Below are 21,965 nucleotides of genomic sequence, written 5' to 3'. Positions count from 1 at the left end.
TCATGTTGAAACGAATCATATATAGATGGGTTGGAGTGGCTTGTCTTTCCTTAGCGGTTTGGGCCTGTAAAACGCCCGACTTGGTACAAAAAACGGAGAGCAAGGCAGTGCCTGCGAGCTACAACAGCTCGCAGGACACCACCAACACTGGCAAGGTTCGGTGGCAGGACTATTTTACTGACCCGTACCTGATCTCCCTGATTGACACAGCGTTGCAAAACAACCAGGAGTTGAATATTGTCTTGCAGGAAATTCAAATAGCCAGAAACGAGGTGCAGGCCAGAAAAGGGGAGTATTTACCTTTTGTTGGCTATGGTACAGGTGCGGGTGTCGACAAGCCTGGCCGCTACACGAGCAAGGGCTCCAGCGAGGCTACCACGGAAATTAAACCAGGAAAGGAAACACCAGATCCGTTGCCCGATTTTATGGCGGGGCTGTATGCTTCATGGGAAGTGGACATTTGGCACAAGCTGCGCAATGCAAAAAAGTCAGCCTTTAACAGGTATTTGGGAACAATGGAGGGCAAGAACTTTCTGGTGACTAACCTGATTGCAGAAATTGCCAACTCCTACTATGAATTACTGGCGCTGGATAATCAGCTAAGAATAGTGCAGCAGAACATTGAAATACAAAGCAATGCCCTGCAAATAGTAAGACTGCAGAAGCAGTCGGCCCGGGTAACTGAGCTGGCGGTTCGCAGGTTTGAGGCGCAGGTGCTCAACACGAGAAGTCTTCAGTTCGGTATTCAGCAGCAAATCATCGAAACAGAGAACAAGCTCAACTTTCTGGTTGGCCGGTTTCCTCAACCCATTCAGCGCAACTCACAAAATTTTATTGATTTGGTGCCCAATGTGCTCAACGCTGGTGTGCCCGCTCAGCTGCTCGAAAATCGTCCTGACGTAAGGCAGGCTGAGTTAGACCTGGTGGCAGCCAAATTGGATGTGCAGGTGGCCAAAGCCCGGTTCTACCCTTCACTGGGCCTTTCTGCAGGCCTGGGCTTTCAGGCATTTAACCCGATTGACCTGGTCAAAATGCCTGAGTCGCTGATATATGGGCTGGCGGCGGATTTAGCGGGGCCGTTGATCAACAAAAATGCGATCAAGGCAGCTTATTCAAGCGCCAATGCCATGCAGATACAGGCCGTGTACAACTACGAGCGAACCATATTGACCGCTTACATTGAAGTGGCTAATCAGCTATCCAATATCGGCAACCTGGCAAGTACTTTCGAACTGAAATCGCTTCAGGTAGATGCCCTGACCGAATCGGTCGACATTTCAAACAACCTGTTTCGTTCAGCCCGTGCCGACTACATGGAGGTGCTGCTGACTCAACGAGATGCGCTGGAATCAAGGTTTGAACTGATAGACACCAAAATGGCACAAATGCACGCCGTCGTGAATGTGTATCAGGCGCTGGGTGGTGGATGGAGGTAAGCACCACCGCCTAATGTAAGAAATGGAGCTGTTTGGGTTAGGAAAAAAGGTTGATCGATTGTAGTAACAGTAGTAGAACAACTCCACAAGAGGCCTCCGAAGTCGAAAGATTTCGGGGGCTTTTTCTTTTACGCACGAAGTGGCCTTGTGTAAACGCAGCAGTGGAACGTAGCATCGTCCACTGTTAACTCCCGTTTGTCGCAAAGGCCCTGGAGGGAAGAAAGCCCCTCTGGGGAGGTGCGCCAATTTGACGTGCAAATGTCCCTTTACCCGGCCTTCATTGCCTTCGTAAAATTTTAACAATCCGGCTATATACGACCTCCGACAAATTCCAGTTATAACCATCAAAATTCGTTGTATTCGTGAATTGAATCACAACCGTGTCAATGTCTTTGTGGTATTCAGCAATGCTCTGATAGCCGACAAGCAGCCCTGTATGTTCATACTCGTACACGGAGGAATAGATTTCCTGTTCCCCCTCTTTGAACACCGAACCATCGTTTAACGCCCTCAGGAATGTCCCAACGTCCTCTGCTGTAGCTAGCATTAAGCCTGTATCTTCATACTTAAAGTCTTCATCAATGCCTACATAATAGCCACTCATTACGTCGTCTATGTCCACTTCACTTAGCGATCCGAAAGTGTTTTTTAGCCCAAGTGGTATCAAAATCTCCTCCTTGATATATTGCTGGTGAGGATAACCCACCACCTTATCAATGAGGTCGGAAATCAACATATAATTGGTGTTTGAATAGCCATAGTCTTCACCTGGTTCAAAGTCAGCTGGTAAATCCAGTGCGTACTCAAGTGTTTCCTGTTTGTTTTTGGGTGGATTTTTCCAAAAATCAGGATGGTCTACAAAATTGGGAATGCCGCTCCGGTGTTGTAGCATTAACCTCAAGGTTATTTTGTCTGAGTTTTCAATTCTTCCCGCAAGCTCTGGAAAGTACTCAGCAAGTGTTTTATCCAAAGACAAGCGCCCTTCTTTGACCAATTTTGTGGTAGCAACAGCCACATATAGCTTGGTAATGCTGGCAATCTTGAATAGGGCGTGTGGGTTGGCCGGTATTTTGGCTTTTCGATCGTGCCAGCCTGCAGCGTAAAAGCCAGGTTCCTTACCAGCCTGATCTACATAAACAATGATTCCGTCAAACCCATGCTCAAGCGCTTCGTCTACCTGCGCCTGCACTGTATCCGGCAGGGGTAGTATCCACGCCCACACTATAGGCCACGGCACAAAGTACAGGGAGCCGATGCTTGCGAGAATAAATACTATTCTGAGTACTCGTTTTATATTGTTCATATTTGACACTGTATGGGTTTGTTTACTTTTCTATTATTAAATTCTCGGCATACCTGAGGGCCGATGCCAACAGATTGCTTCGATTCCTGGCTTTTTCCTTAAACTCATCAAGCATTTCTTGATTGATCATCCGTCCCCGTACCATCACCATTTGAGGATTCCTAAGCACTTCCAGGCGATCCAGGGGATTGTCTTTCGTCAGAATTAAATTGGCTAGCTTTCCAATTTCAATACTTCCCTGGTTACTTAAGAAATCATGGGTTTTTGAAGGATTAATTGTGGCTGTTTGAAGTGCCTGATAGTTGCTCATACCCGCTTGTGTGTAGAAATTCAGCTCCTCGTGCAGGGAATAACCCGGTGGTGTTACGCCAATGCCAGCATCCGTGCCGGCAACGATCTTCACCTGGTGTTCATGCAATTTCTTGATGGCAAGCAAGTGGAAGTCGTGCTGGTCTTTGATCCTGCTCACTATGGTTGAATCATTGCTCTTTGTGCCTGCCCAGCGATCAAACTGGGCCTGGCTGTCTACGGCACGAATGATTGGGTTCATGTATGCCAGCCCTTCCGAGTTTAGAATGTCATCTTCTGTCAGGAGTCGGTAAATATTGTAATAAACCACAAGGGTAGGGCAAAGTGCAGTATGTGGGTGCGAGGCATAGAGATCGACCACCTCACTTAGCCTGGCAGTGTCCAGGCGGTACTCCAGCGGTTGTTGTACAATCTCCTCGGCATGCTCAATGGTAACGATTTCAGGTTTGAAATGGTAACTATAAGGCACCTTGGGGCTTGGGTGTGCAACAATGTCAAAATCTAACTCCCGCCCTTTTTCCACTACCGCATCGAAGAGCTCGCCGGTCAGTCCGTAATAGGTCTTGATGAAATCATACCCTCGTTCTTTGTATTCGGCAACTTTTGAATAGGCCTCCTCGGCAGTGAACAATTGGAGATTATCATCGCCCATATACTCGGGGCCTGTGAGTTTGGGACCGGAAGTGAAAAAAACAGGCCCAATAACCTCTTCGTTACTTATGGCTTTTTTCATGCGCAGGTGCATTGGTTGCCCCCACAGATTTCTCACAGTAGTGACACCATTTGCCAAATAAAGACCAAGCTCATACTCGTCCCACACATGAACATGCATATCGACCAGACCCGGCGTAAGGTACCCTCCTCCGGCATCAAACACTTTTGCTTTTGAGTCGGTTATTGCATCTGCTATCCTGGCAATCACTCCATCCTGAATAAGCACCATTTGATTCAAAAGCACTGTGTCGGCGGTCATTGGCACAATATTGACGTTTGTGATCAGGTAAGTGTTGGATTCAAATGCTGGATTGCCTCTGACTTCCAGATAGGCGGTTCCCTTTTTATCTATAATCAAAGCTCCGGCTGCCACCAAAACCATCATCAAAATGAGAACGCCAATGGCCAGAGCAGTTATTTTCAAAATTTTCATGCTATTTACGTTTCAGTTTGTCAAAAAATATTTATCTCCTTTAAAACCAGTTAAAATACAAATCTCATCCCGGTCATGCTCTTAAAAGCGGTTTTTTCGCCATTTTAAGCGGGGTAGTCGATTTCGAAATTTTTTTGGACACTAATTCCCTATCCTGATAATTTTCCCATTGGTTTTCCTCAGGTCGCTTCTTTCAATCAGTGCGATGATGTCTCCGCCGGGAAGTTGTTTGACTGTCCTGACCCTGCCTTTTATCGACAAGCCAAAAGTTTCACCCGTTTTGTGGTTGTATTTCATCAGCCTTCTATAGGCCAGCGAACCAAAAATAAAATAATCGTTCCAGTCCGAAATATTGCTTTCGCTCACCTTTAACAAACAGGCGGGAGCAACGGCCTGACCACCATCTCTCGTTGGCACCGTCCAGTAGTGCTCTGGAAAGACAGTAAATTTAGCAGCAGAATCTTCGGAAATAGTAGACACCCAAGCACCGTCATAATTGATGCCATAAGTAAAAAGCGGCCAACCGTAGTTCTTTCCTTTCTCTATTATGTTGAACTCATCCCCGCCTTTGGGGCCATGCTCAATCCCAAAAAGGGTATGGCTGGACGCCTCAAAAAACAAACCCTGCACGTCCCGGTGCCCGTAGCTCCAAATGGTGGTAGGGGAAGCATACCCATCGAAGACGGGATTATCCGCAGGGATACTCCCGTCGTCCTTTAACCTGTGGATCTTTCCTGCATCGTGGTTGAGGTCTTGTGCATGCAACACTGGATACTCACTGGTTGAGAAATCGGAATTTCCGATGTTGAGAAAAAAGTGAGTTTCGTCTTCCCAAACTATCCGCATGCCGTTGCCGGTGTAGTTTTGATGCCGGGTAGTGAAAATAGTCTCCAACTGAGAGGCAGTATCGTCCTGTACTTTTAGTCGGGATACTTTAGCAAAGCCGTCCGATGCCAGATAGGAAATGTATATCCAGGAATTGGTTGAGTAGTCAGGATGAAGACTTATATCCATTAACCCACCGTGCATAATGGCAGCTAAACCCGGGGTGCCAAAAGTCGCCACCTCCGGCATTCCATTGATCTCCGTAAGCGTGCTGTCTTCAAAGTGGAACATTTTTCCGACCCTGTCGGTAATAAAGTACTCATTTTCACCAACGATGGCTATTCCATAGGGGATAGTGAAGCCACTTGCTATCGTTTTAGTAGTAAAAGAATCATCGCTTACCGCATAGGGAGAATCCGGAACCAGCACAAGGTTTTGTTTGCAGCTAACCAGGCAACCAAATGAGAGCGCCAGCAGCCAGAGAATAGTAATTAATTTCATCTGTATAAAATTTACTTTTTAGAGGCCAGATGGAATAGCCAATAGCATTTCGGAAGTGATAGTCGAGTGTTCTCCGACTTTATTCATTTCCGCTGGGTATGGCATCCCTTATGGCTATTTCATAGTCCTATCAGCTTTAATGTTTTTTGTGTTTTTGATCTTACAAAGGTCTGTCAGAAGTGCAGAGGCCAGTTATGAGCTATGAAGCGAAATCCATCAAGTTTAGGCAAGGCCTATAAATTATGATGCGGGGCTATAAACTATGACGCAAACTGAATAGGCTAGCCTTAGCCAGTTACTGACTTTTTCCGCTTTCCGCCTTTCCATATCAACCACACAGCCAATGCCATCTCGGCAATAGCCATAGGTGCCCCCAGGATCATTTCAGCCATGGCGATGGCATCAGCAGCTTGTGGAGCCATGGCTTTAGCTGCATTGATGGCCATATAGCTAAGTCCGGCGACATACAACGACCAGCCTATCCACTTTGGAACCGTGCTGGATTTTAGAGAAAGGTACCCCAGGCCTAAAAGGTGAACGCCAAACAGGATCAGACCAAGCGACCAGTATTTTTCAAAGCCAGCTACCAGGTTCATCAGGGCCACCGCATCTTGATTGGCAGAGAAAAGCATTTGCCACACACCTGCCAAATGGAAGATGGCAAAAGCCAGTATGCCGGAGTAAACAGCTCGCACCAGACCGGTAGCAAAGGAGATTTTAGCATCCACCTGGGCGAAAAATCGGTAAAGACTCCATGCCACCAACAGGTCGGTGATGAGGATGATGAACCATCCGATGACGCCGCTGCCGAACAGGCCAGGTGTGTTGTTGAGATTGGTTAGTGTTGCTGCTGGATTACCAACCACTACAAGGCTGCTCTGCACATAGCCGTAAGCATAACCGGCTGCAAGGGCCATGATGATGAGTGAAACACCGGCGACGATGGCATCTTTTCTGTTTAAGTTTTTCATAATTGAGAGATATTTAAAATTGATCAGACTGATTCGTTTCCTTATGCTGCCACTACTATGACCACATTGCCTTTTTTGTGCCCACAGGCGATGTAGTGATGCGCTTCAGCGACTCTTTCGAGTGGGTATTGTCTGTCTATCACTGTTTTCAGATGGCCATTATTATGAAGCTCGACTACTTCCAGCAGCAGCGTTTTCAGCGTGTCGTCCGCATTGGCACCTGTAGCTTCAAACTTTGCTTTCTTTTTGCCCCAGAGCGAGGAGGCAATCATTTGCATGAGCAGTGGAAACTTTAGAACCGGCGACAGGTACATACCACGTTCAGCTAATACGTTTTTAGCTTTGGTAAACGAACTCTTGCCGACTGTATCAAAAATGATATCATACTGAGTAGTCAATCGGGTGAAATCTTGTTTTTGGTAGTCGATGACTTCATCAGCGCCCAGCGATTTCACCATTCCTGCATTTTTGCTGCTGCAAACTCCCGTCACATGAGCCCCCAGGTATTTGGCAATTTGTATCGCTGACGTGCCCAGGCTGCCGGCAGCTCCGTTGACCAACACCCGCTGGCCAGGCTGCACTTGCGCTATCCGCTTCAGGAAATTATAGGAGGTTAAATGACCATCACAATAGCTGGCTGCTTCAGTAAAAGGCAAGGAGGCTGGCTTGGGTAGCATTACTCCGCTGGCCGGCACCACTACATACTCTGCGTTGGTGCTGAAGCCAAGGGTAGTTTCACCGAAAACCTCGTCACCAACAGAAAAATTACCGACCTCACTCCCGATGGCTTCAACTATTCCTGCAAACCCAGTGCCTGTTATTGGATGCTTGGGTTTTGTCAGGCCAACGAATAGCCTGGCGATATAAGGTTTGCCAGTCACCATCATGGTGTCGGCGGTAGTGGCAGCAGAGGCTATTACCTTGATTAATACATCCTTCGGGCCAGGGGTTGGTTTTTCCACAGAGGTGAATTTTAACACTTCCTGTGTTCCGTATCCGCTGGCGACAATAGCTTTCATTTGATTTGCGTTCATGCTTTTGAGTTTTTAATGATGAAGCAAAGGAAAAGCAAACCGGAGCGGCATGTGTTCCGAATCAATGGCGATGGGTTCGGAATTATAAAATGGAACTCATTTGGTTAAGATTGGCGCTTCAGGAAGGCGCTGGGAGTCATTCCTTCTACTTTTTTGAAGTAGGTATTGAAGACCGTTTTGGAATTAAAGCCACTTTCGAAAGCCAGTCCGACCAGCGAAATATGTGAGTTGGCGGCATCTACCGCCAGCTTTTTGAAATGCTCAATCCGATAGTCGTTGATGAACTCATTGAAGTTCTTGCCGATTTTCTCATTGAGCAACCAGGAGAGCTGGTTCGGATGTATTTCGATTTGCCCGGCCAGCGACCTCAAGCTGAGCGAGGGATTCAGATAAGGCATTTCATCATTGACGAATGCCATCAACTTTTCTTCATAGGCGGCGGCCGTGGCCTCATCCAATTGCGATGTATTGGTCTTTGGGGTTGGCTCCTTATGTTTCAACTCAGGGTAGATCCGATCAGCATACCGCCGGAATCGTTCATCCCCTCTGAGGTTTTTCGCCAACGGATCATAATAATTGAGTAGCAATATGGACGACTGATGCGTGAACAACTTTTCTACGATGGCAAAGGCCTCATCTGCTTTGGACTGCTGTGCATAGATCCAGAAAGCATAGGCATCTGCCTGAAAAGAGGCATTTTCATTGGATCGGGATATCACCTGATTGATATAGGGTTTGGCATTTTTTCTATCCCCTTTCATTAGGTAAGCCAGTGCGTTGATGCCTGCTCTTTCGTCGGGTATCATGATTTCGTCCGGCATGTTAGCAGTTTCTTCAATCACCTGATCAATCTGCCCCAGATGAAACAGGCAGTAGCAATGAACGATGTAGGCCGGTAGGTTTTTAGGATTTACTTCCAGCAACTGTCGGCAGATGGCCGCTGCTTCTTCAAAGTCCTCCGTTCGGTAAGAGTAGTAGGCCTGATAGAACAGGGTTTCCTGATTAAGCGGGTCGACGGAGCGCACATATTGCAGGTGCTCATTCGCTTTGGCAACGTCGTTTTTGAGCAGGTATAGAAAGGCCATGAATTGCTGCCCCTCAGGGTAGGTGGGCCTCGACTCGATGCTTTTCAGGGTGTATTTGAAAGCTTTATTGTAATCAGCTTCCGTAAAAAAGGCATGATTGGCAAGCTGATAGTTGAGTGGTGCATGGTTCGGATTAATTCGCTCCACAATCTTCATGTGCTCAAAAGCCTTCTTCCAGGAGGCCTCCCTCGGAGCAAAGCCCGCCGTAGCCAGAAATCCATAGGTATCCGACAATCCCATGTGAGCGTCGAGCAAATCAGGATCCTGCTCAATTGCTTGTTCAAAGAGACCAATTGCTTTGTTTACATCCTCGGGGTTCCAGCGATTAAACAGGTATTTACCTTTGAGCAATAATTCATAAGCATTGAAGTTTTGGGTAGGGGACTTTGCCAGGTGATCGCCAATCTCCATGTGCCCAAACTGCTCCCTGAGTCTATCTGCAATGTGGAGGCTGATCTCGTCCTGTATTTCAAAGATGTTTTCGAGCTTTCTGTCCCAGGTCTGTGACCAGAAATGAGAATCCGTCGCTACTTCGATCAGCTGCGCTGTGATCCTCAGCATATTGCCACCCACCCGCACGCTGCCTTCCAGTATTGCCGACACATTCAGCTTTTCGCCAATCTCCCGGATGGATGCTTTGTGATGCTTAAAGTAGAAGCTGGAAGTGCGGGAAGTAACCTTGAGCTCTGTGACCCTGGCCAAGGCATTAATGATCTCTTCGGTGATGCCATCACAGAAGTATTCGTTCTCGCCATCGGCACTCATATTAACGAATGGCAGAACCGCAATGGAGGTCTTTATGTGCGTGGGAGTACTAAGAATGACGGATGCTTATTAAAATAGTTCAGTTCGAAAATAGCTCGATTTTTTTAGTTTCCCACGGTGAAATATCTGGTACACAGATAATGGATGAAAAGTTGGTGAAAGAAGGGTCAATAAGTGATCTGTTCAAAATTGTGGAATTCGATAATTATTATCTTCTCTTGATTTATGGAGGTCAGAAGTTAGTTCGGTTAATTCGTGTTCTTTAAAAATTCCGCTGAAAGACAATGGTGATTTGTCAGTCGGCAAGTGCGACTCCAAATCAGAGATATAGGCATCCAGGTTCGAAAGTTTGTCGTCTGAAAGTTTCTTGATCTTGTTGAGGATCGATTTTCTTAGTTTTTCCTTGGTTGCCATGCGATAAAGTTAGAGAATTTCCTATTTGCAGTCAATGAACCACAGCGCATGCCTAAAATGAGTGTGGGAGTTTTATGCAGCTCGGCTCCCACTAGCTCTTAGCCCAGCCTTGCCAACCGTAGCTTCAGCGAAGGTTGGATGATGTTAAAATTATACTTTGTGGCGGAGATTCCAAGCCAGCAAATGCTTGAAAACTAACGAAGCCCACATTCATTTTTAGGCCGTTGTTGTGGCTCTTTCCAATCACAACTTCGCCAGCTATCGGTTAAATATGTATGCGTATATTCCTACAGTGAGAAAGCCAGCAATTACAGACGTCCATGATAATGCCTTAAATATCTTACTATCAAGGGAGGTTCCTTTGAATTCGTTATATATCGAGTCGTAGCGTCGTTGAAAGAGTAGTAGGAAAAAACTTACTGTTAGCCCGATGATCATTGTGCTCACAACTATCATATAGTTCAATCTCGTTCCAGTCAGTTGGTAGTAAGTTAAGGCGGTCAGAGTTGTTAGGAGCAAACTCCACGAACATCCCGTTATTCCAAATGCTGTCAAATGAGGAATGTCGTTTGAGTAGTTTCCGTCTTGATAGTAAGTGTTGTATACGTGGAAAAAGATGACCTTGAATACCTTCATGCATGTAAAATGAGCCTCAACTCCTGCGAATAAAACATATGCCAAGTCGTGGTGGTATGACAGTAATGTCTGATGGTTTAACCAAAGATTGTAGAATGCATCTCAGTACAAGCCTTCATATATGTCGCTCTGGTTTGTTTTACTTTATTTTGACCCATTTTTCTTGATACTCTTCCAATTGACTCTTGAGTATAAACTCAGATGAACTCAGCATTTCAACTTCGAAAGGATCCTCATCATCAACAAATTCATCATCCCATTTACTCCATTTTTCTTCGCACGAGAATCGTTCACGAATAAGTGTTTGCGAAAATGTTAGTTGATCATTCTCAATAGCCCAAATAAATCTAAGTTCGGATTGTGAGCAACCGTCATGGAAAGATTTTTGGTATCCTTTGCCGTTTCTTTTGAGTTCGACTTGCCAAGAAAGTCCATCTGATTCTGGATACGCTTCTACGCTGTATATTCCACTTATTTTGTCGCTGTCGATTGGGGTTATAGCGAAGACAAAGCTCGAACAGCATAAGAAGACTAGCTGGAGAGCCAAGTACGAGAATTCTTTACGAAGTTTCATATAAGTCAAGTAAGCACAAATGAACCACAACATACGAATAACCCCAAATTCCAACTCAGACTTAGAGTCATCCCCACTATAGAAAGATAGGAATTTTTGATGCTTTTTTTAACCCAAATCTCCATGATAAACATATATTTTTTAACTCAATCATCCAATCTGTTCATTTGGGTTTTTATCTGGCCAAGGTCTGCGGTAGTGGTATGCGGATTGACTTGGGTGGTGGTACGCTCTTTTTCGCCTCAATCCCCTGATTGTCCGGATTATACTTAATGATTGCGATAAATGAACGTTTCGACTCCAAATGTTCAGGAAAACTTCAGGAATGCTCCCAAAATACTTCAGAAATCATAAGTGAAATTTGTGGTATCGAAAGAATGGTTTGCCACAAGAGCGTTGAAGGTTGAATGATGATTTTTGCGTTTAACAGGTTTCCTGTAAAGGAGTGATACTCATCACTTGTTTTATTTCTTTCAGTTGGTAGTTTGCAGGCCCGGGTGGCGGCCATTGGGGATGCAGCCCAGGGCTGCCAGGGCCTGCACAATACAAAGTTGACATGTGGTTCAGGGTTTCTTTTAGTTGCAGCAGGGAGATAGGTGGGCAACTTAATTGCCCGGGCTGGCTAAGTAAATAACGATTTCTGGTAAATTGTATCGTTCAATGTCAAAAGTCGAAATGAAGGAAGTAAGGCTACTTCTCGTAGAAGACGAATACCAATTACTAAAGGCAATCAGAACTTTCCTTGAAGAGGAGAAGTATGTAGTGGTGGCAGTGGAAACCTATCGCTCGGCGCAGCAGGAAATAAAGAACGAGAACTACGATGTGTGCCTGATCGACATCAACCTACCCGACGGCAGTGGCAACTCACTCATCAATCTCATCAAGTCAAAACAGCAAAAAACAGGCATCATCATCATCTCGTCTCACAACATGACCGAGGACAAGGTGCAGTCGCTGGATCTCGGGGCCGACGACTACCTCACCAAGCCATTCGACCTGCATGAGCTAAATGCCCGGATCAGGTCTGTGCTGAGAAGGAAGCTTGGCGACAGCCGCCATCAGGTGGTTTCGGAATCGATCTCCGTTTATCCCAATGAGTTCAAGGCATTTGTGCATGATGTGGAGCTTGAATTGACCAAGAAGGAGTTTGAGATGCTGCTTTACCTCATGTCGAACAAAAACCGCCTGATCACAAAAGAGAGCCTGGCTGCCCACTTATGGGGCATAAGCATTGAGTTTTCCGATAACTACGACTACATATACACACATGTAAAAAACCTGCGAAAGAAATTGATGAACGCAGGAGCCACGGACAACATCAAAAACGTTCACGGTATCGGATACCGGTTTGAAGTGGCATGAGGCTCGTCGTAAAAGAACTCATCTTTAACCTCCCCGCCATTATCATAGTGGTTGCTCTTGGTGGTGGTATTTTTTACCAGTCCATTGAGTCGGTGCTGGAGACGAATGAAGACGAGGTGTTGAAAATAAGAAAGCAGTATATCATTGACCTACTGGACAACTACAAAGGAGAAAGTCCTTTTATTGAGCATGCATTTGCCGATATCTACGAAATAGAAGAAGAGGAGGCCTTGCACCTGCCAGTGACGGATGTTTTCTCCGATACAGTGATTAATAACCCCAAGCTTAACGAATCCATACTGTATCGCCAATTGCGGTTTCAGTACAGCACAAATGGCAGGAATTATATGGTTTGGGCACGCACTGCCGAAGTTGATAACGATCAGGTACTACAATCGGTCATCACCACCATCGTCATTACTTGTCTTTTAATGGCTGTGGTTATCTTGTTTCTCAACTTTTATTTCTTTCGAAAAATCTGGATGCCTTTCCATAGGATATTAGCTAATCTGACCCGCTTTAACCTGGATGGCTCCAGCGAATATGTGAGTGCCCCAAGCAGCGTGAAAGAGTTCCAAATGCTTGATGCCACTCTTCGAGAAATAACAAGCCGGCTTCAGAGTGAGTACGATGAGTTGAAGGATTTCACCTCCTACCTTACCCACGAGCTGCAAACACCCCTTGCGGTGGTCAGTGGAAAGATCGACCTGCTCATTCAGGATCAGAGCCTGAGCGAAGACCAGCTGAGAAGCCTCGTGGCCATTCGTAATACTATTCAAGGCATCAGCGAGTTTGAGAAAACCCTCATTTTCCTGAAGAGAATAGAGCTGGGGCAGTTTAACCAAATGGGCCACATCGACTTTTCAGCCACGCTGACCTCGAAACTTGAGCAAACAGAAGAGCTGATCAAGCTGAAGAAGATTAGCCTGAAAGCAGAGATTGTGCCGGACGTAATGCTTGATATCCATCCGCAACTAATAGATACGCTGCTGAACAACATCATTTCGAACAGTATTCGTCACAACATCAAGAATGGCTTTATTGAGGTGAAGTTGACGCCAAGGGAGTTAAAAGTTACTAACAGCACCCGTGAGGTCGGGGAGTTGTCTCACGAGGGCGCCGATTTTATTTCTATCAAGGGGCTGGGAGTAGGTGCGTCCATTATCAAGGCCATCTGCAACAGGCATCAGCTCAATTTCAAGGTGGTACAGGAAGACAACGCCTATAGTGTTTCCATTGGGCTTCACCCTGGGTAATGCAATAGTTTTCTTGTTAAATACTCAGTCTGGCAAAGTTGTCTTGCTGAGTCGTCTTTTTTGAACTGGGCCACATTTGTTGTTTGTGTTTGTTGACCATAGGATCAGAGGTTTTTTTTAATTAATTTAATATCAATGACTTGCGGGTTCGTGAAGCGTTCCGAAAGTCAAAAGAAAAACTAACTGATGAGGTCATGGCCATGGGGATATATTGTTTGAGCGGAGTTTATACATGCCGCTGGATGCCAGCAATGTTGATCGTTCTTACCTTTAGTTTAGCTTGCTGTTCCGACGACATTCCGGAATCATCTCCCGCTGGTGTGGATCACCCTATAGTGGTGCGGAGTATTGATGGCAAAGCAAAATTCTGGAATAAGGAAACCAGCAGTGAATACACACTGAGAGGCACCAATTATTTTTGGATAGTTCCTTTTGATGGAGGTTATCAGGATCGTTTTTTTGCTGAGGATGAGTTTGATGCAGATCGGGTAAGAAGTGATTTCAGGCGCCTTGTTACATGGGGCTACAACACTGTGAGAATATTTCTGGATACCTGCAACGATGGCCCGGGATGCATCGGCAGGGTGACCGGCTCCGGGCTCAATCCAGCGTACCTGGATAATGTTGCCGAAACCATTCAAATTGCAAGTGAAGAAGGTATTTACCTGATTCTCACATCAAATGATCTGCCGGATGCCGGTGGCTACTGGGAAATTTCCAATGCAGGGGCGTCAGAAACTTTCGAAGGCTACAGGAATGCACACTATCTAACGCCTGAAGGAATCGAATCTGCACAAGTATACTGGACAGATTTGTTGAAAGGAGTCCTTAGCAGAGAGTCTCCCCTGGAGCATGTATTGGCATGGTCAATACTTAACGAGCAGTGGTATTTCAGGTTCCAGCCACCATTTAGTCTGACATCTGGCGTCGTAACCACGGCAAATGGGCACAGTTATGATATGGGAGTAGCCTCACATAAGAAAACGATGGCCGTAGAAGGGGCTGCGCACTACATTGAAAAAGTACATGAGATAATCGACAAATATGATCCAAATGCATTGGTCACAATGGGTTTCTTTGCCCCTGATTACCCTAATCCAATAGGAGTAGGTGATTTTCGATATGTTGAAACTGCTGACCTGCTGACAATGGCAAATCTGGATTTTTTTGACTTCCATGCCTACCCGGGAGAGGATTCGTTGGAGCCGTTGGCTGAAAATTACGGGATGCTGGGCTTTGAAGCAAAGCCCGTAATTATGGGTGAGTTTGGGGCCTTCATCGAACGCTATGGAGACCTTGAGCAAGCTGTGCGGGCATTGCAGGCCTGGCAGGCAGAATCGTGCGAGTACGGCTATGATGGCTGGCTGCATTGGGGTATGTATCAGGCACCTACTGGCATTGGTGATGCTACCCACGGTTTTATGGACAGAGGTATGGAAATGATGGAGGGGTTATCTCCAGTAAAAATTCCTGATCCTTGCGATCCTGAATTACTTTTTCCTGAGAACCTTGCCCTTAATAAGACCGTTACCGTATCTCGAAGCATTTCAGGAGAGGCGCCCGAGATGGCTGTTGATGGCTCTTACGAAACCCAATGGGGATCTGGTGAACATCCGCCGCAGTGGATTGCAGTTGACCTGGGGGCCGATGTGGCCATCACAAAAGTAAAAATGATTGTGGCTCAGTACCCGGTAGGAAGCACGGCTCACTTGCTTGAGGCAAGAACCAGTGCAGGTGCGTGGGTCACCTTAACTACGTTTAGCGGTGTCACGCAGGAAGCTGATCCACTTGAATACACTCTTCCGCCGGGGGCGGCCTATAGATATGTTCGGATAACCACTACCGCTGGCCCATCATGGGTGTCGTGGAAGGAAATTGAAGTGTATGACTAGTCGATTTCCCCGTTGGAAAATCTCTCTGCTGGAGATTTTCATCAATGAAGCATTGTTTAGGAAGAAACCCTCGTTGACTTTATTGAAAAAAAGCCACCCTTTCAGGCGGCTTTCCGTTAACTGTTTCCGAACTTGTTTTATTCTGATCTCAACGACTTCACAGGGTTCACGCTGGCGGCTGTGAACGACTGATAGCCGACCGTTAACCAGCCAATGACTACCGCAGTAAGGGCTGCGAGGAAGAATGTCCACACACTGATGTCGATGCGGTAGGCAAAATTATCCAGCCACTTGTCCATGCCCCACCAGGCGGCAGGTACAGCCACTAGCACGGCAATCAGGATAAGTTTCGTAAAGTCCCTGCTCAGCAGCAATACGATGTTGAAGATGGAAGCGCCCATCACTTTACGTACTCCAATTTCTTTGCGTTTTTGACCGGCGGTGTAAGCAGCCAGGCCAAACAGGCCAATACAAGCGATCATAATGGCCAGCGATGTGAAAATGGTGAACATGTCGCCACTGGTTTTCTCTGCGTCATAGAAGCGCTTCAGGTTTTCGTCCAGATAGTAGTAGCGCAGCGGCGTGTCTTTCGTGAACTGGTTCCATGTTGCTTCCACGCCAGCCAGAGAAGCCTTTAGTTCGGAAGGATCAACCTTTACCACCATTTTGTTAATGAAAGTATTGGGCGAGTTAACGTGAATGATGGCCACAGGCTCCAGCCCAACATGCAACGACTGAAAATGGAAATCATTGACCACTCCTATGATGGTATAGGTAATGTCAGTGTCGCCGCCGTTATTCACATTGATTATTTTCTTACCAATTGGGTCTTCCAATCCCAGCTTGGCTACGGTGGAGGCCGCAAGTATCATAGACAATGAATCGTTGAAGCTCTTCGAGAACAGTCGTCCTTCCAAAAGCTCGATCTGCATTGTTTCGAAGAAGCTCTCATCTACCGAAAGCCCTCTCGCTACCATGCTTTCTTTTTCGCCGCTACCCGGCACCCTCACTATGAATCCGGGCATTACGTCGCCGGGCATTGCTGAGGTGTAAGTGGCATTTTTCACTCCAGGCACCTTTTTGATCTCGTTCTCAAAGGTTTCGTAGCGGCTTCTGATTTGAAACACATCGGCGTCCGGGTTCTGAAAATTGTCTCTGTTGACATTGAAGGCACTTTCAATCACCACCACATGATCTTTTTCAAAGCCCAGAGACTTATTGAGCATGAAGCTCATTTGATTGAAAATGATCATGGTGCAGGATATCAAGCCGATAGAGATAGCAAACTGAAAAACGACGAGGCCATTGCGAAGAAAAACGCCATACTTTGATGTTTGCATCTTCCCTTTGAGCACCGCTGCGGGCTGAAAGGAAGATAGCACGAAGGCGGGGTACACGCCGGCCAGGAAGCCAATGCAGAAAATGACCAGAACGATCACTGCAATGGTAACGGGTGCCAGCAGGAAATTTAATGTGAGTGCTCTGTGCGATACATCGGCAAAGAAAGGAAGGATAAATACCAGCGCTACCATGGCAAGCACAAAGCTGATCAAAGTAAGCAGAACCGATTCGGTGATAAACTGACCTATCAGCTGATTTCTTACCGATCCAAGCACCTTTCTAATCCCCACTTCCTTTGCTCTTTCGGTGGAGCGGGCGGTGGATAGGTTCATGAAGTTGATACAGGCAATAAGCAGGATGAATATGGCCGCTGAAATGAAAATATATACGTAAGTGATATTGCCGTTCGCCTTTATTTCTCCTTCAAGGTTAGAATGGAGGTAGATGTCTTTCAATGGTTGAAGTGTGTAGATGTAACCATTGCCCGCAGCGATGTATTCGTCGTAAGAAATGCCATTGCGCTGCTGAATGGGTCCCGCTGCATATTTTTTCACAAACTCAGGAAACTGTTTTTCGAGGGTCGCCGGATTGGCGCCGGGTTGTAGTTTGAGATAGGTAAGCACATCAAAGCCGATCCAATTGGGCTGCGCAATGAACGGGAAGGTGCTCATCGACCCAATGAAGTCAAATGCCATGTGCGAGTTGCCGGGGTAGTCTTTGGCCACGGCCCTCACAATGAAATTACCCTGTCCGGTTTCCATGCTTTTGCCCATGGGCGACTCATCCCCGAAGTATTTTTTGGCCATGGATTCAGTTATGAGCAGACTGTTTGGCTCTTTCAGGGCAGTTTCGGCGTCGCCTTCTATCAGCGGAATCTCTAATACCTCAAACAGCGTGCTGTCTGCGAAAAGTATATTTTCTTCATAAAAGTAGTTGTCGTTGTAACGCACCACAATGGGAGCAAACGCCTTTAGCAGGTTGGCAGATTGGATCACTTCAGGGAAATCCTCTTTTAGCTGAGGGCCAATGGAGTGGGGAATGAAGGCGTAGTTCACCTCTCGTTCGGGGTATACTCTTTTGAGGGCAATCCTGTACACATCGTCTTTTTGAAAATTATCGAAGGAGAGTTCGTATTGTACGAAAATGACAATGAGCAGGCAGACGGTGATGCCTACAGCCAGGCCGAAGATGTTCACCAGCGAGTAGCCAACCTTCTTGAGGAGGCTCCTGTAAGCGATTATGATATAATTCTTAAGCATAGTCCAATTATTAAATTGAGTTTGATTGTATTTGTTGTTCTTTTTCTTCCAGGCAAAGGGCTGACAAAACTTAAGCACATGCCACACATATTGAAGCGAGGCCAGCCTGCTGTTTTTTGCGCTGGCTGTCTCTTCAAATATTTCCCTGATGTCTCCTTCTATTTCTTCGGCCAGCTCTTCCCGGCAATACCAATGCAAGAAGCCAGTGGCCCAGGCTGGCGGCTCAGGTCTTTTATTCCCTCTGTTGTCCTTTTTTATCAAGGTAGGCATTGGTCAGATTTTACATCCCCTCAATAGAGAGCTGAGGAATTTCCGTCCAGTAGCTTTCTCTTAGCTCCTTGGCCTGCTCCAGCGACTTGATGCCGAAGGCTGTTACTTTAAAAATTCGCTTTCGTTTGCCGCCTCGTTCGGGAGTGGCCTCGCCAAAAGCGGACTCCACAAAGCCTTTCGAATCAAGACGGTTCAGCGCACTGTGTATGGCACTGATGGCAACACTTCTGCCAGCTTTTTTCCTGATCTCTTTTTGTATGGCAACTCCGTAGGCTTCTTCATTGAGCAAAGCAACCGTGAGCAATATCAATTCTTCAAATTCTCCAAGATGTGTTCCCTTCATGATCGGTAGTGTAATGACTTAAAAACGTTGTAACTCCGTTTATGTCCTCTTTTTACGGCGCTGGCACCCTGAGGTTCTATTATTTTTCATATATGTAGAAAATATAAGAAAAATTCACCAAACAGGCATCTTTCGTGCTGATATTTAGCCAAAAATCGATTTGCTGATTGTCGCAGTATCTGTAAGACAGGTATGAGGAAAATCATAACAGCCTGCTGTTCTAAATCATTTCAGGGGCAGGGTTTTGGTGCCACTTTTGGGTATAACGTTAACACAAGGAGGTAGCTATGACACTCGTCAAAAGAAACGGCAGCCTGCCAATGATAGACTCGCTGCTGACTGATTTGTGGGACACCGAGAAATTCTTTGGGGATGATTTCCTGCAAAGACCGTTGATGCCCGCAGTGAACATTAAGGAAACCGACAAAGGCTATGAAATAGAAATGGCTGCACCCGGTTTCAAAAAGGATGATTTCAGGATTTCCATTGAAAAGGGAATGCTGACAGTGACATCTGAACGTAAGGAGGAGAACGAAGAGAAAAAGCCCAACTACACCAGAAGAGAGTTTTTTCAAACCAACTTCAAGCGCTCCTTTTCCTTGCCTGAGGATGTAAACGAAGAAAAAGTACACGCTGAGTACAAAAATGGAGTCCTGCAACTCCAGCTCAACAAAATGGCTGAGCCAGCGAAACCGGTGAGGAAAGTGCTGGTTGAGTAATAATTTTTTTGGGATGATGGTTGTGAGCAGTCCCGTCTTTGTGACGGGATTGCTTTTTTTATGCAGGCAGCTGCGGCCATGGCAATAGACCTTCAGGTGCAAGGGTTTTTTATCTTACCTTGTGATATGAATCTCCTGATTTTTCTCTTCGGATTTTTTGGGGCCGACCATGGTCTCTACGTGTCGGTAACCAATGTGAAGTATGCAGGCAACGATACCTGGGAGGTGAGCTGTAGGCTTTTTAATACTGACCTGGAAGATGCTATTCGGGATTTCTCGGGAGAAAGTGTTTCGCTTCGAACCGATGGCGACATCAAAAAATCGGAAGCGCTTGTTGCCAGTTATATCAAAGCAAAGATGCATTTCATCACTCGGCAGGGAAACGAGCTTGCACTGAAATGGGTGAATGGCAGTGCAGAAAATGATACGGTTTGGTCGTACTTTATTGTAGAAGGGGCATCGATTGACGTGATAGAGAATGCCCTGCTGGTCGAGCTATTCAGCGATCAGGAAAACGTGGTTGCCATCGAGCGGGATGGAGAGAAGCGATACCTCCGGTTCAATGCCGGAGTCAAACGGCTTCAGCTTGAATAGCTCTGCTATTTCCCGCCTTTGAACAAATCAAGCAGCCCAGTGCTGGTTACCTTTACGCCCGTTGCTATCGATGTTTCAATGGCTGGGTAGTAAAATGGAGAATGAAGGCCGGGCAATGACATTTCGCCTTTGGCCACCTTCGCTGTTCTTTCAGGAGGCACCGTGCCCAGCCAAAACAAAGTAGTAGGCACCTTGTGTGTGGTTTTTCCATACCTCGAAAAGTCCTCAGCCACCATTTGTGGTTCTGCTGCCACCACATTATCCGCTCCAATCGCCTTGACAGCAGCCGCTGATAACCGGTCGACCAAAGCTTCGTTATTGAAGTTGGCCGGCGTGAAAGTCTCGGGGATGATTACCTCTGGGTATTTGTCTTCAGGAAGTCCGGCTGAGATCGCCACCCCCCTGGCTATTTCTTTGATTCTCTGTTGAATTTTCAACCTTACATTTTCGGTGAAAGTTCTTACGGTGAGTTCCAGGGTCACTTCGTCGGGTATAATATTGTATTTGGTGCCGCCCTTAATCACTCCCACCGACACAACGGCGTTGTCGAGGGGGTTCAGGTTTCTGCTCACAATTGTCTGGAGCTCCATGACCAGCATGGATGCCATCACCACCGGGTCAATCGACATGTGGGGGGAAGCCCCGTGGGCACCCTGACCAAATACTTTGATGCTGATGGCCTCTGCGTTGGCCATAGTGTAACCTTTGCCAAAGCCAACTTTGCCAGTGGGGATGGTGGGGCTGCAGTGCAAGCCTACACCGTAATCTGGCACCGGAAACTTCTCGTACAGGCCAGCCTCCAGCATGAGCTTGGCGCCCGCACCAATTTCTTCTGCCGGCTGCCCAATCATCACCAGCGTTCCTTTCCATTGACTTTTCATATCCACCATCGCCTTGGCCGTGCCCAGCCACACAGTCATGTGCATGTCGTGTCCGCAGGAATGCATAGTGCTGACCTGTCCGCCGCTGCCATCGGCTACAATCACCTGGCTGGCGTATTCAAGACCAGTTTTTTCTACCATAGGCAAAGCATCCATATCGGTGCGATACAACACTGTAGGGCCTTTGCCGTTTTTCAACACACCCACCACGCCGTAGCCACCCATGTTTTCCGTCACTTCAAAGCCAAGTTTGCGTAGCTCAGCAGCCAGTGTTTTTGAGGTTTCCTTTTCAGCCAGCGAGAGTTCGGGACTTTGATGCCTTTCAAGGTAAAATGCTTTAAGCTCCGCCATGTGGTCAGCGACAAAAGCATCGAGTGCCTGGCCACCCGGATTTGAAGCTAACAGGGTCGAGGTGGCTAAAAGAGAAGCGAGGAAAAGAGAAGCTTTGCGCATTGGAGGGTCATTAATGAAACAGTAAATTACTTCATGAATGGCTGATTCTCAAGTCCAATTTGATAATCGGGGGGCGGTAAAAAAAAAGAAGGCTGCCAATTGGCTGCCTTCTAATAAATATAGCTGACTAAAACATTCCCTAACTCAATTGCTTGCTTTGACTGCGGTTACTTCAACCCAGTAGTCCGACTCCTCTACTTCTTCAACGCTGGTTCCCGGATAGGGGAAAACATTCACCAGTGTTACCTCATAGCCCAACGCAACGGCCGATGTCTTTGGGTCTTGTGGGTTAGTAGTCAGGGTGAAAGTCTCCGTTTTTGAGCCAACCCGTGCTTGCATTTCAACAGTTACCATGCCTTGCCATATGCACATGGCATTGGCCGGACACCTTGAATCTTCTATAAGTTTTTTAAAAGTGAGCTGCTCACCAGCGGTGGAGGTGATGGTTTCTCCGAGCTTAATAGAAAGTGTATCGGAGTTAGTTTCTGCGACGTCCAAAGCTGAATTGATCTCTTCCTTTCCGCAGCTCATGCCTACGCAGACAATAGCCACAAATACCCCAATAATTCCCAATGCCTTCTTCATATCAAAAAAT

Annotated in this window: 18 protein-coding genes; 6 read left to right on the top strand and 12 right to left on the bottom strand. The window is 46.5% G+C overall.

Annotated elements, in window-relative coordinates; all coding sequences use genetic code 11:
• Positions 1-2: 2 nt before the first annotated feature.
• Complete coding sequence (locus tag RIG68_RS23075; protein ID WP_350127895.1) at positions 3-1,436, top strand: TolC family protein; 1,434 nt, start codon at positions 3-5, stop codon at positions 1,434-1,436.
• Positions 1,437-1,713: 277 nt separating this feature from the next.
• Here the strand turns inward: RIG68_RS23075 and RIG68_RS23070 are convergent, their stop codons facing one another.
• The 8 genes from RIG68_RS23070 to RIG68_RS23035 form a co-directional block, all read right to left on the bottom strand.
• A complete protein-coding gene (locus tag RIG68_RS23070; protein ID WP_350127892.1) occupies positions 1,714-2,739 on the bottom strand; it encodes a serine hydrolase domain-containing protein in 1,026 nt (341 codons plus the stop codon).
• 22 nt (positions 2,740-2,761) lie between these two features.
• Positions 2,762-4,195 carry an amidohydrolase family protein gene (locus tag RIG68_RS23065; RefSeq protein ID WP_350127889.1) on the bottom strand — a complete coding sequence of 478 codons (1,434 nt, stop codon included), beginning with the start codon at positions 4,193-4,195 and terminating at the stop codon, positions 2,762-2,764.
• 141 nt (positions 4,196-4,336) lie between these two features.
• On the bottom strand, positions 4,337-5,521 hold the full coding sequence (locus RIG68_RS23060) for a PQQ-dependent sugar dehydrogenase (RefSeq protein ID WP_350127886.1): 1,185 nt from the start codon (positions 5,519-5,521) through the stop codon (positions 4,337-4,339).
• A 287-nt stretch (positions 5,522-5,808) separates the two neighbouring features.
• On the bottom strand, positions 5,809-6,492 hold the full coding sequence (locus RIG68_RS23055; RefSeq protein ID WP_350127883.1) for a DUF4386 domain-containing protein: 684 nt from the start codon (positions 6,490-6,492) through the stop codon (positions 5,809-5,811).
• A gap of 41 nt (positions 6,493-6,533) precedes the next feature.
• Positions 6,534-7,526 (bottom strand): NAD(P)-dependent alcohol dehydrogenase, encoded by a 993-nt coding sequence (locus RIG68_RS23050; RefSeq protein WP_350127880.1) that lies wholly within the window; start codon positions 7,524-7,526, stop codon positions 6,534-6,536.
• A 104-nt stretch (positions 7,527-7,630) separates the two neighbouring features.
• Positions 7,631-9,400 (bottom strand): helix-turn-helix domain-containing protein, encoded by a 1,770-nt coding sequence (locus tag RIG68_RS23045; protein WP_502880688.1) that lies wholly within the window; start codon positions 9,398-9,400, stop codon positions 7,631-7,633.
• Between the two features lie 159 nt (positions 9,401-9,559).
• Positions 9,560-9,790, bottom strand: coding sequence for a hypothetical protein (locus tag RIG68_RS23040; protein WP_350127874.1), 231 nt, complete (start codon positions 9,788-9,790; stop codon positions 9,560-9,562).
• A 775-nt stretch (positions 9,791-10,565) separates the two neighbouring features.
• Positions 10,566-11,000, bottom strand: coding sequence for a hypothetical protein (locus tag RIG68_RS23035; protein ID WP_350127871.1), 435 nt, complete (start codon positions 10,998-11,000; stop codon positions 10,566-10,568).
• A 660-nt stretch (positions 11,001-11,660) separates the two neighbouring features.
• Between RIG68_RS23035 and RIG68_RS23030 the strand changes: the two genes are divergently transcribed.
• From RIG68_RS23030 to RIG68_RS23020, 3 genes are all read left to right on the top strand, one after another.
• Positions 11,661-12,362, top strand: coding sequence for a response regulator transcription factor (locus tag RIG68_RS23030; RefSeq protein ID WP_317490464.1), 702 nt, complete (start codon positions 11,661-11,663; stop codon positions 12,360-12,362).
• Complete coding sequence (locus tag RIG68_RS23025; protein WP_350127868.1) at positions 12,359-13,618, top strand: sensor histidine kinase; 1,260 nt, start codon at positions 12,359-12,361, stop codon at positions 13,616-13,618. Before RIG68_RS23030 ends, RIG68_RS23025 begins: the two co-directional genes overlap by 4 nt.
• 242 nt (positions 13,619-13,860) lie before the next feature.
• Positions 13,861-15,510, top strand: a complete 1,650-nt coding sequence (locus RIG68_RS23020) for a discoidin domain-containing protein (protein WP_350127865.1) — start codon at positions 13,861-13,863, stop codon at positions 15,508-15,510.
• A 137-nt stretch (positions 15,511-15,647) separates the two neighbouring features.
• Here RIG68_RS23020 and RIG68_RS23015 read toward each other — a convergent pair whose 3' ends face one another.
• Together RIG68_RS23015 and RIG68_RS23010 are read right to left on the bottom strand one after the other, a co-directional pair.
• Entirely contained in the window at positions 15,648-18,380 is a 2,733-nt protein-coding gene (locus RIG68_RS23015; protein ID WP_350127862.1) for an ABC transporter permease, read from the bottom strand.
• 10 nt (positions 18,381-18,390) lie between these two features.
• Positions 18,391-18,723 carry a PadR family transcriptional regulator gene (locus tag RIG68_RS23010; RefSeq protein ID WP_151999104.1) on the bottom strand — a complete coding sequence of 111 codons (333 nt, stop codon included), beginning with the start codon at positions 18,721-18,723 and terminating at the stop codon, positions 18,391-18,393.
• Between the two features lie 287 nt (positions 18,724-19,010).
• On the opposite strand from RIG68_RS23010, the gene RIG68_RS23005 reads away from it, so the two are divergent.
• Both RIG68_RS23005 and RIG68_RS23000 read left to right on the top strand, forming a co-directional pair.
• Complete coding sequence (locus RIG68_RS23005; RefSeq protein ID WP_350127859.1) at positions 19,011-19,442, top strand: Hsp20/alpha crystallin family protein; 432 nt, start codon at positions 19,011-19,013, stop codon at positions 19,440-19,442.
• A gap of 126 nt (positions 19,443-19,568) precedes the next feature.
• Positions 19,569-20,036 carry a DUF6702 family protein gene (locus tag RIG68_RS23000; protein WP_350091328.1) on the top strand — a complete coding sequence of 156 codons (468 nt, stop codon included), beginning with the start codon at positions 19,569-19,571 and terminating at the stop codon, positions 20,034-20,036.
• Between the two features lie 5 nt (positions 20,037-20,041).
• Here the strand turns inward: RIG68_RS23000 and RIG68_RS22995 are convergent, their stop codons facing one another.
• Positions 20,042-21,370 carry a M20 metallopeptidase family protein gene (locus RIG68_RS22995; protein ID WP_350127856.1) on the bottom strand — a complete coding sequence of 443 codons (1,329 nt, stop codon included), beginning with the start codon at positions 21,368-21,370 and terminating at the stop codon, positions 20,042-20,044.
• Positions 21,371-21,514: 144 nt separating this feature from the next.
• Positions 21,515-21,955 carry a hypothetical protein gene (locus RIG68_RS22990; RefSeq protein WP_350127853.1) on the bottom strand — a complete coding sequence of 147 codons (441 nt, stop codon included), beginning with the start codon at positions 21,953-21,955 and terminating at the stop codon, positions 21,515-21,517.
• Positions 21,956-21,965 lie beyond the last annotated feature (10 nt).

Source organism: Imperialibacter sp. (assembly GCF_040222385.1).
Taxonomy (GTDB): Bacteria; Bacteroidota; Bacteroidia; order Cytophagales; family Cyclobacteriaceae; genus Imperialibacter.
Note: the sequence above shows the minus strand (reverse complement) of the source record. Positions and strands in the feature narration are given on the sequence as shown.

What these genes read in the sequence shown, in the direction of transcription:
- RIG68_RS23075 (WP_350127895.1), top strand. Translation starts at nt 3, where the DNA reads ATGTTGAAACGAATCATATATAGATGGGTTGGAGTGGCTTGTCTTTCC.
- RIG68_RS23070 (WP_350127892.1), bottom strand. Translation starts at nt 2,739, where the DNA reads ATGAACAATATAAAACGAGTACTCAGAATAGTATTTATTCTCGCAAGC.
- RIG68_RS23065 (WP_350127889.1), bottom strand. Translation starts at nt 4,195, where the DNA reads ATGAAAATTTTGAAAATAACTGCTCTGGCCATTGGCGTTCTCATTTTG.
- RIG68_RS23060 (WP_350127886.1), bottom strand. Translation starts at nt 5,521, where the DNA reads ATGAAATTAATTACTATTCTCTGGCTGCTGGCGCTCTCATTTGGTTGC.
- RIG68_RS23055 (WP_350127883.1), bottom strand. Translation starts at nt 6,492, where the DNA reads ATGAAAAACTTAAACAGAAAAGATGCCATCGTCGCCGGTGTTTCACTC.
- RIG68_RS23050 (WP_350127880.1), bottom strand. Translation starts at nt 7,526, where the DNA reads ATGAACGCAAATCAAATGAAAGCTATTGTCGCCAGCGGATACGGAACA.
- RIG68_RS23040 (WP_350127874.1), bottom strand. Translation starts at nt 9,790, where the DNA reads ATGGCAACCAAGGAAAAACTAAGAAAATCGATCCTCAACAAGATCAAG.
- RIG68_RS23035 (WP_350127871.1), bottom strand. Translation starts at nt 11,000, where the DNA reads ATGAAACTTCGTAAAGAATTCTCGTACTTGGCTCTCCAGCTAGTCTTC.
- RIG68_RS23030 (WP_317490464.1), top strand. Translation starts at nt 11,661, where the DNA reads ATGTCAAAAGTCGAAATGAAGGAAGTAAGGCTACTTCTCGTAGAAGAC.
- RIG68_RS23025 (WP_350127868.1), top strand. Translation starts at nt 12,359, where the DNA reads ATGAGGCTCGTCGTAAAAGAACTCATCTTTAACCTCCCCGCCATTATC.
- RIG68_RS23020 (WP_350127865.1), top strand. Translation starts at nt 13,861, where the DNA reads ATGCCAGCAATGTTGATCGTTCTTACCTTTAGTTTAGCTTGCTGTTCC.
- RIG68_RS23015 (WP_350127862.1), bottom strand. Translation starts at nt 18,380, where the DNA reads ATGCCTACCTTGATAAAAAAGGACAACAGAGGGAATAAAAGACCTGAG.
- RIG68_RS23010 (WP_151999104.1), bottom strand. Translation starts at nt 18,723, where the DNA reads ATGAAGGGAACACATCTTGGAGAATTTGAAGAATTGATATTGCTCACG.
- RIG68_RS23005 (WP_350127859.1), top strand. Translation starts at nt 19,011, where the DNA reads ATGACACTCGTCAAAAGAAACGGCAGCCTGCCAATGATAGACTCGCTG.
- RIG68_RS23000 (WP_350091328.1), top strand. Translation starts at nt 19,569, where the DNA reads ATGAATCTCCTGATTTTTCTCTTCGGATTTTTTGGGGCCGACCATGGT.
- RIG68_RS22995 (WP_350127856.1), bottom strand. Translation starts at nt 21,370, where the DNA reads ATGCGCAAAGCTTCTCTTTTCCTCGCTTCTCTTTTAGCCACCTCGACC.
- RIG68_RS22990 (WP_350127853.1), bottom strand. Translation starts at nt 21,955, where the DNA reads ATGAAGAAGGCATTGGGAATTATTGGGGTATTTGTGGCTATTGTCTGC.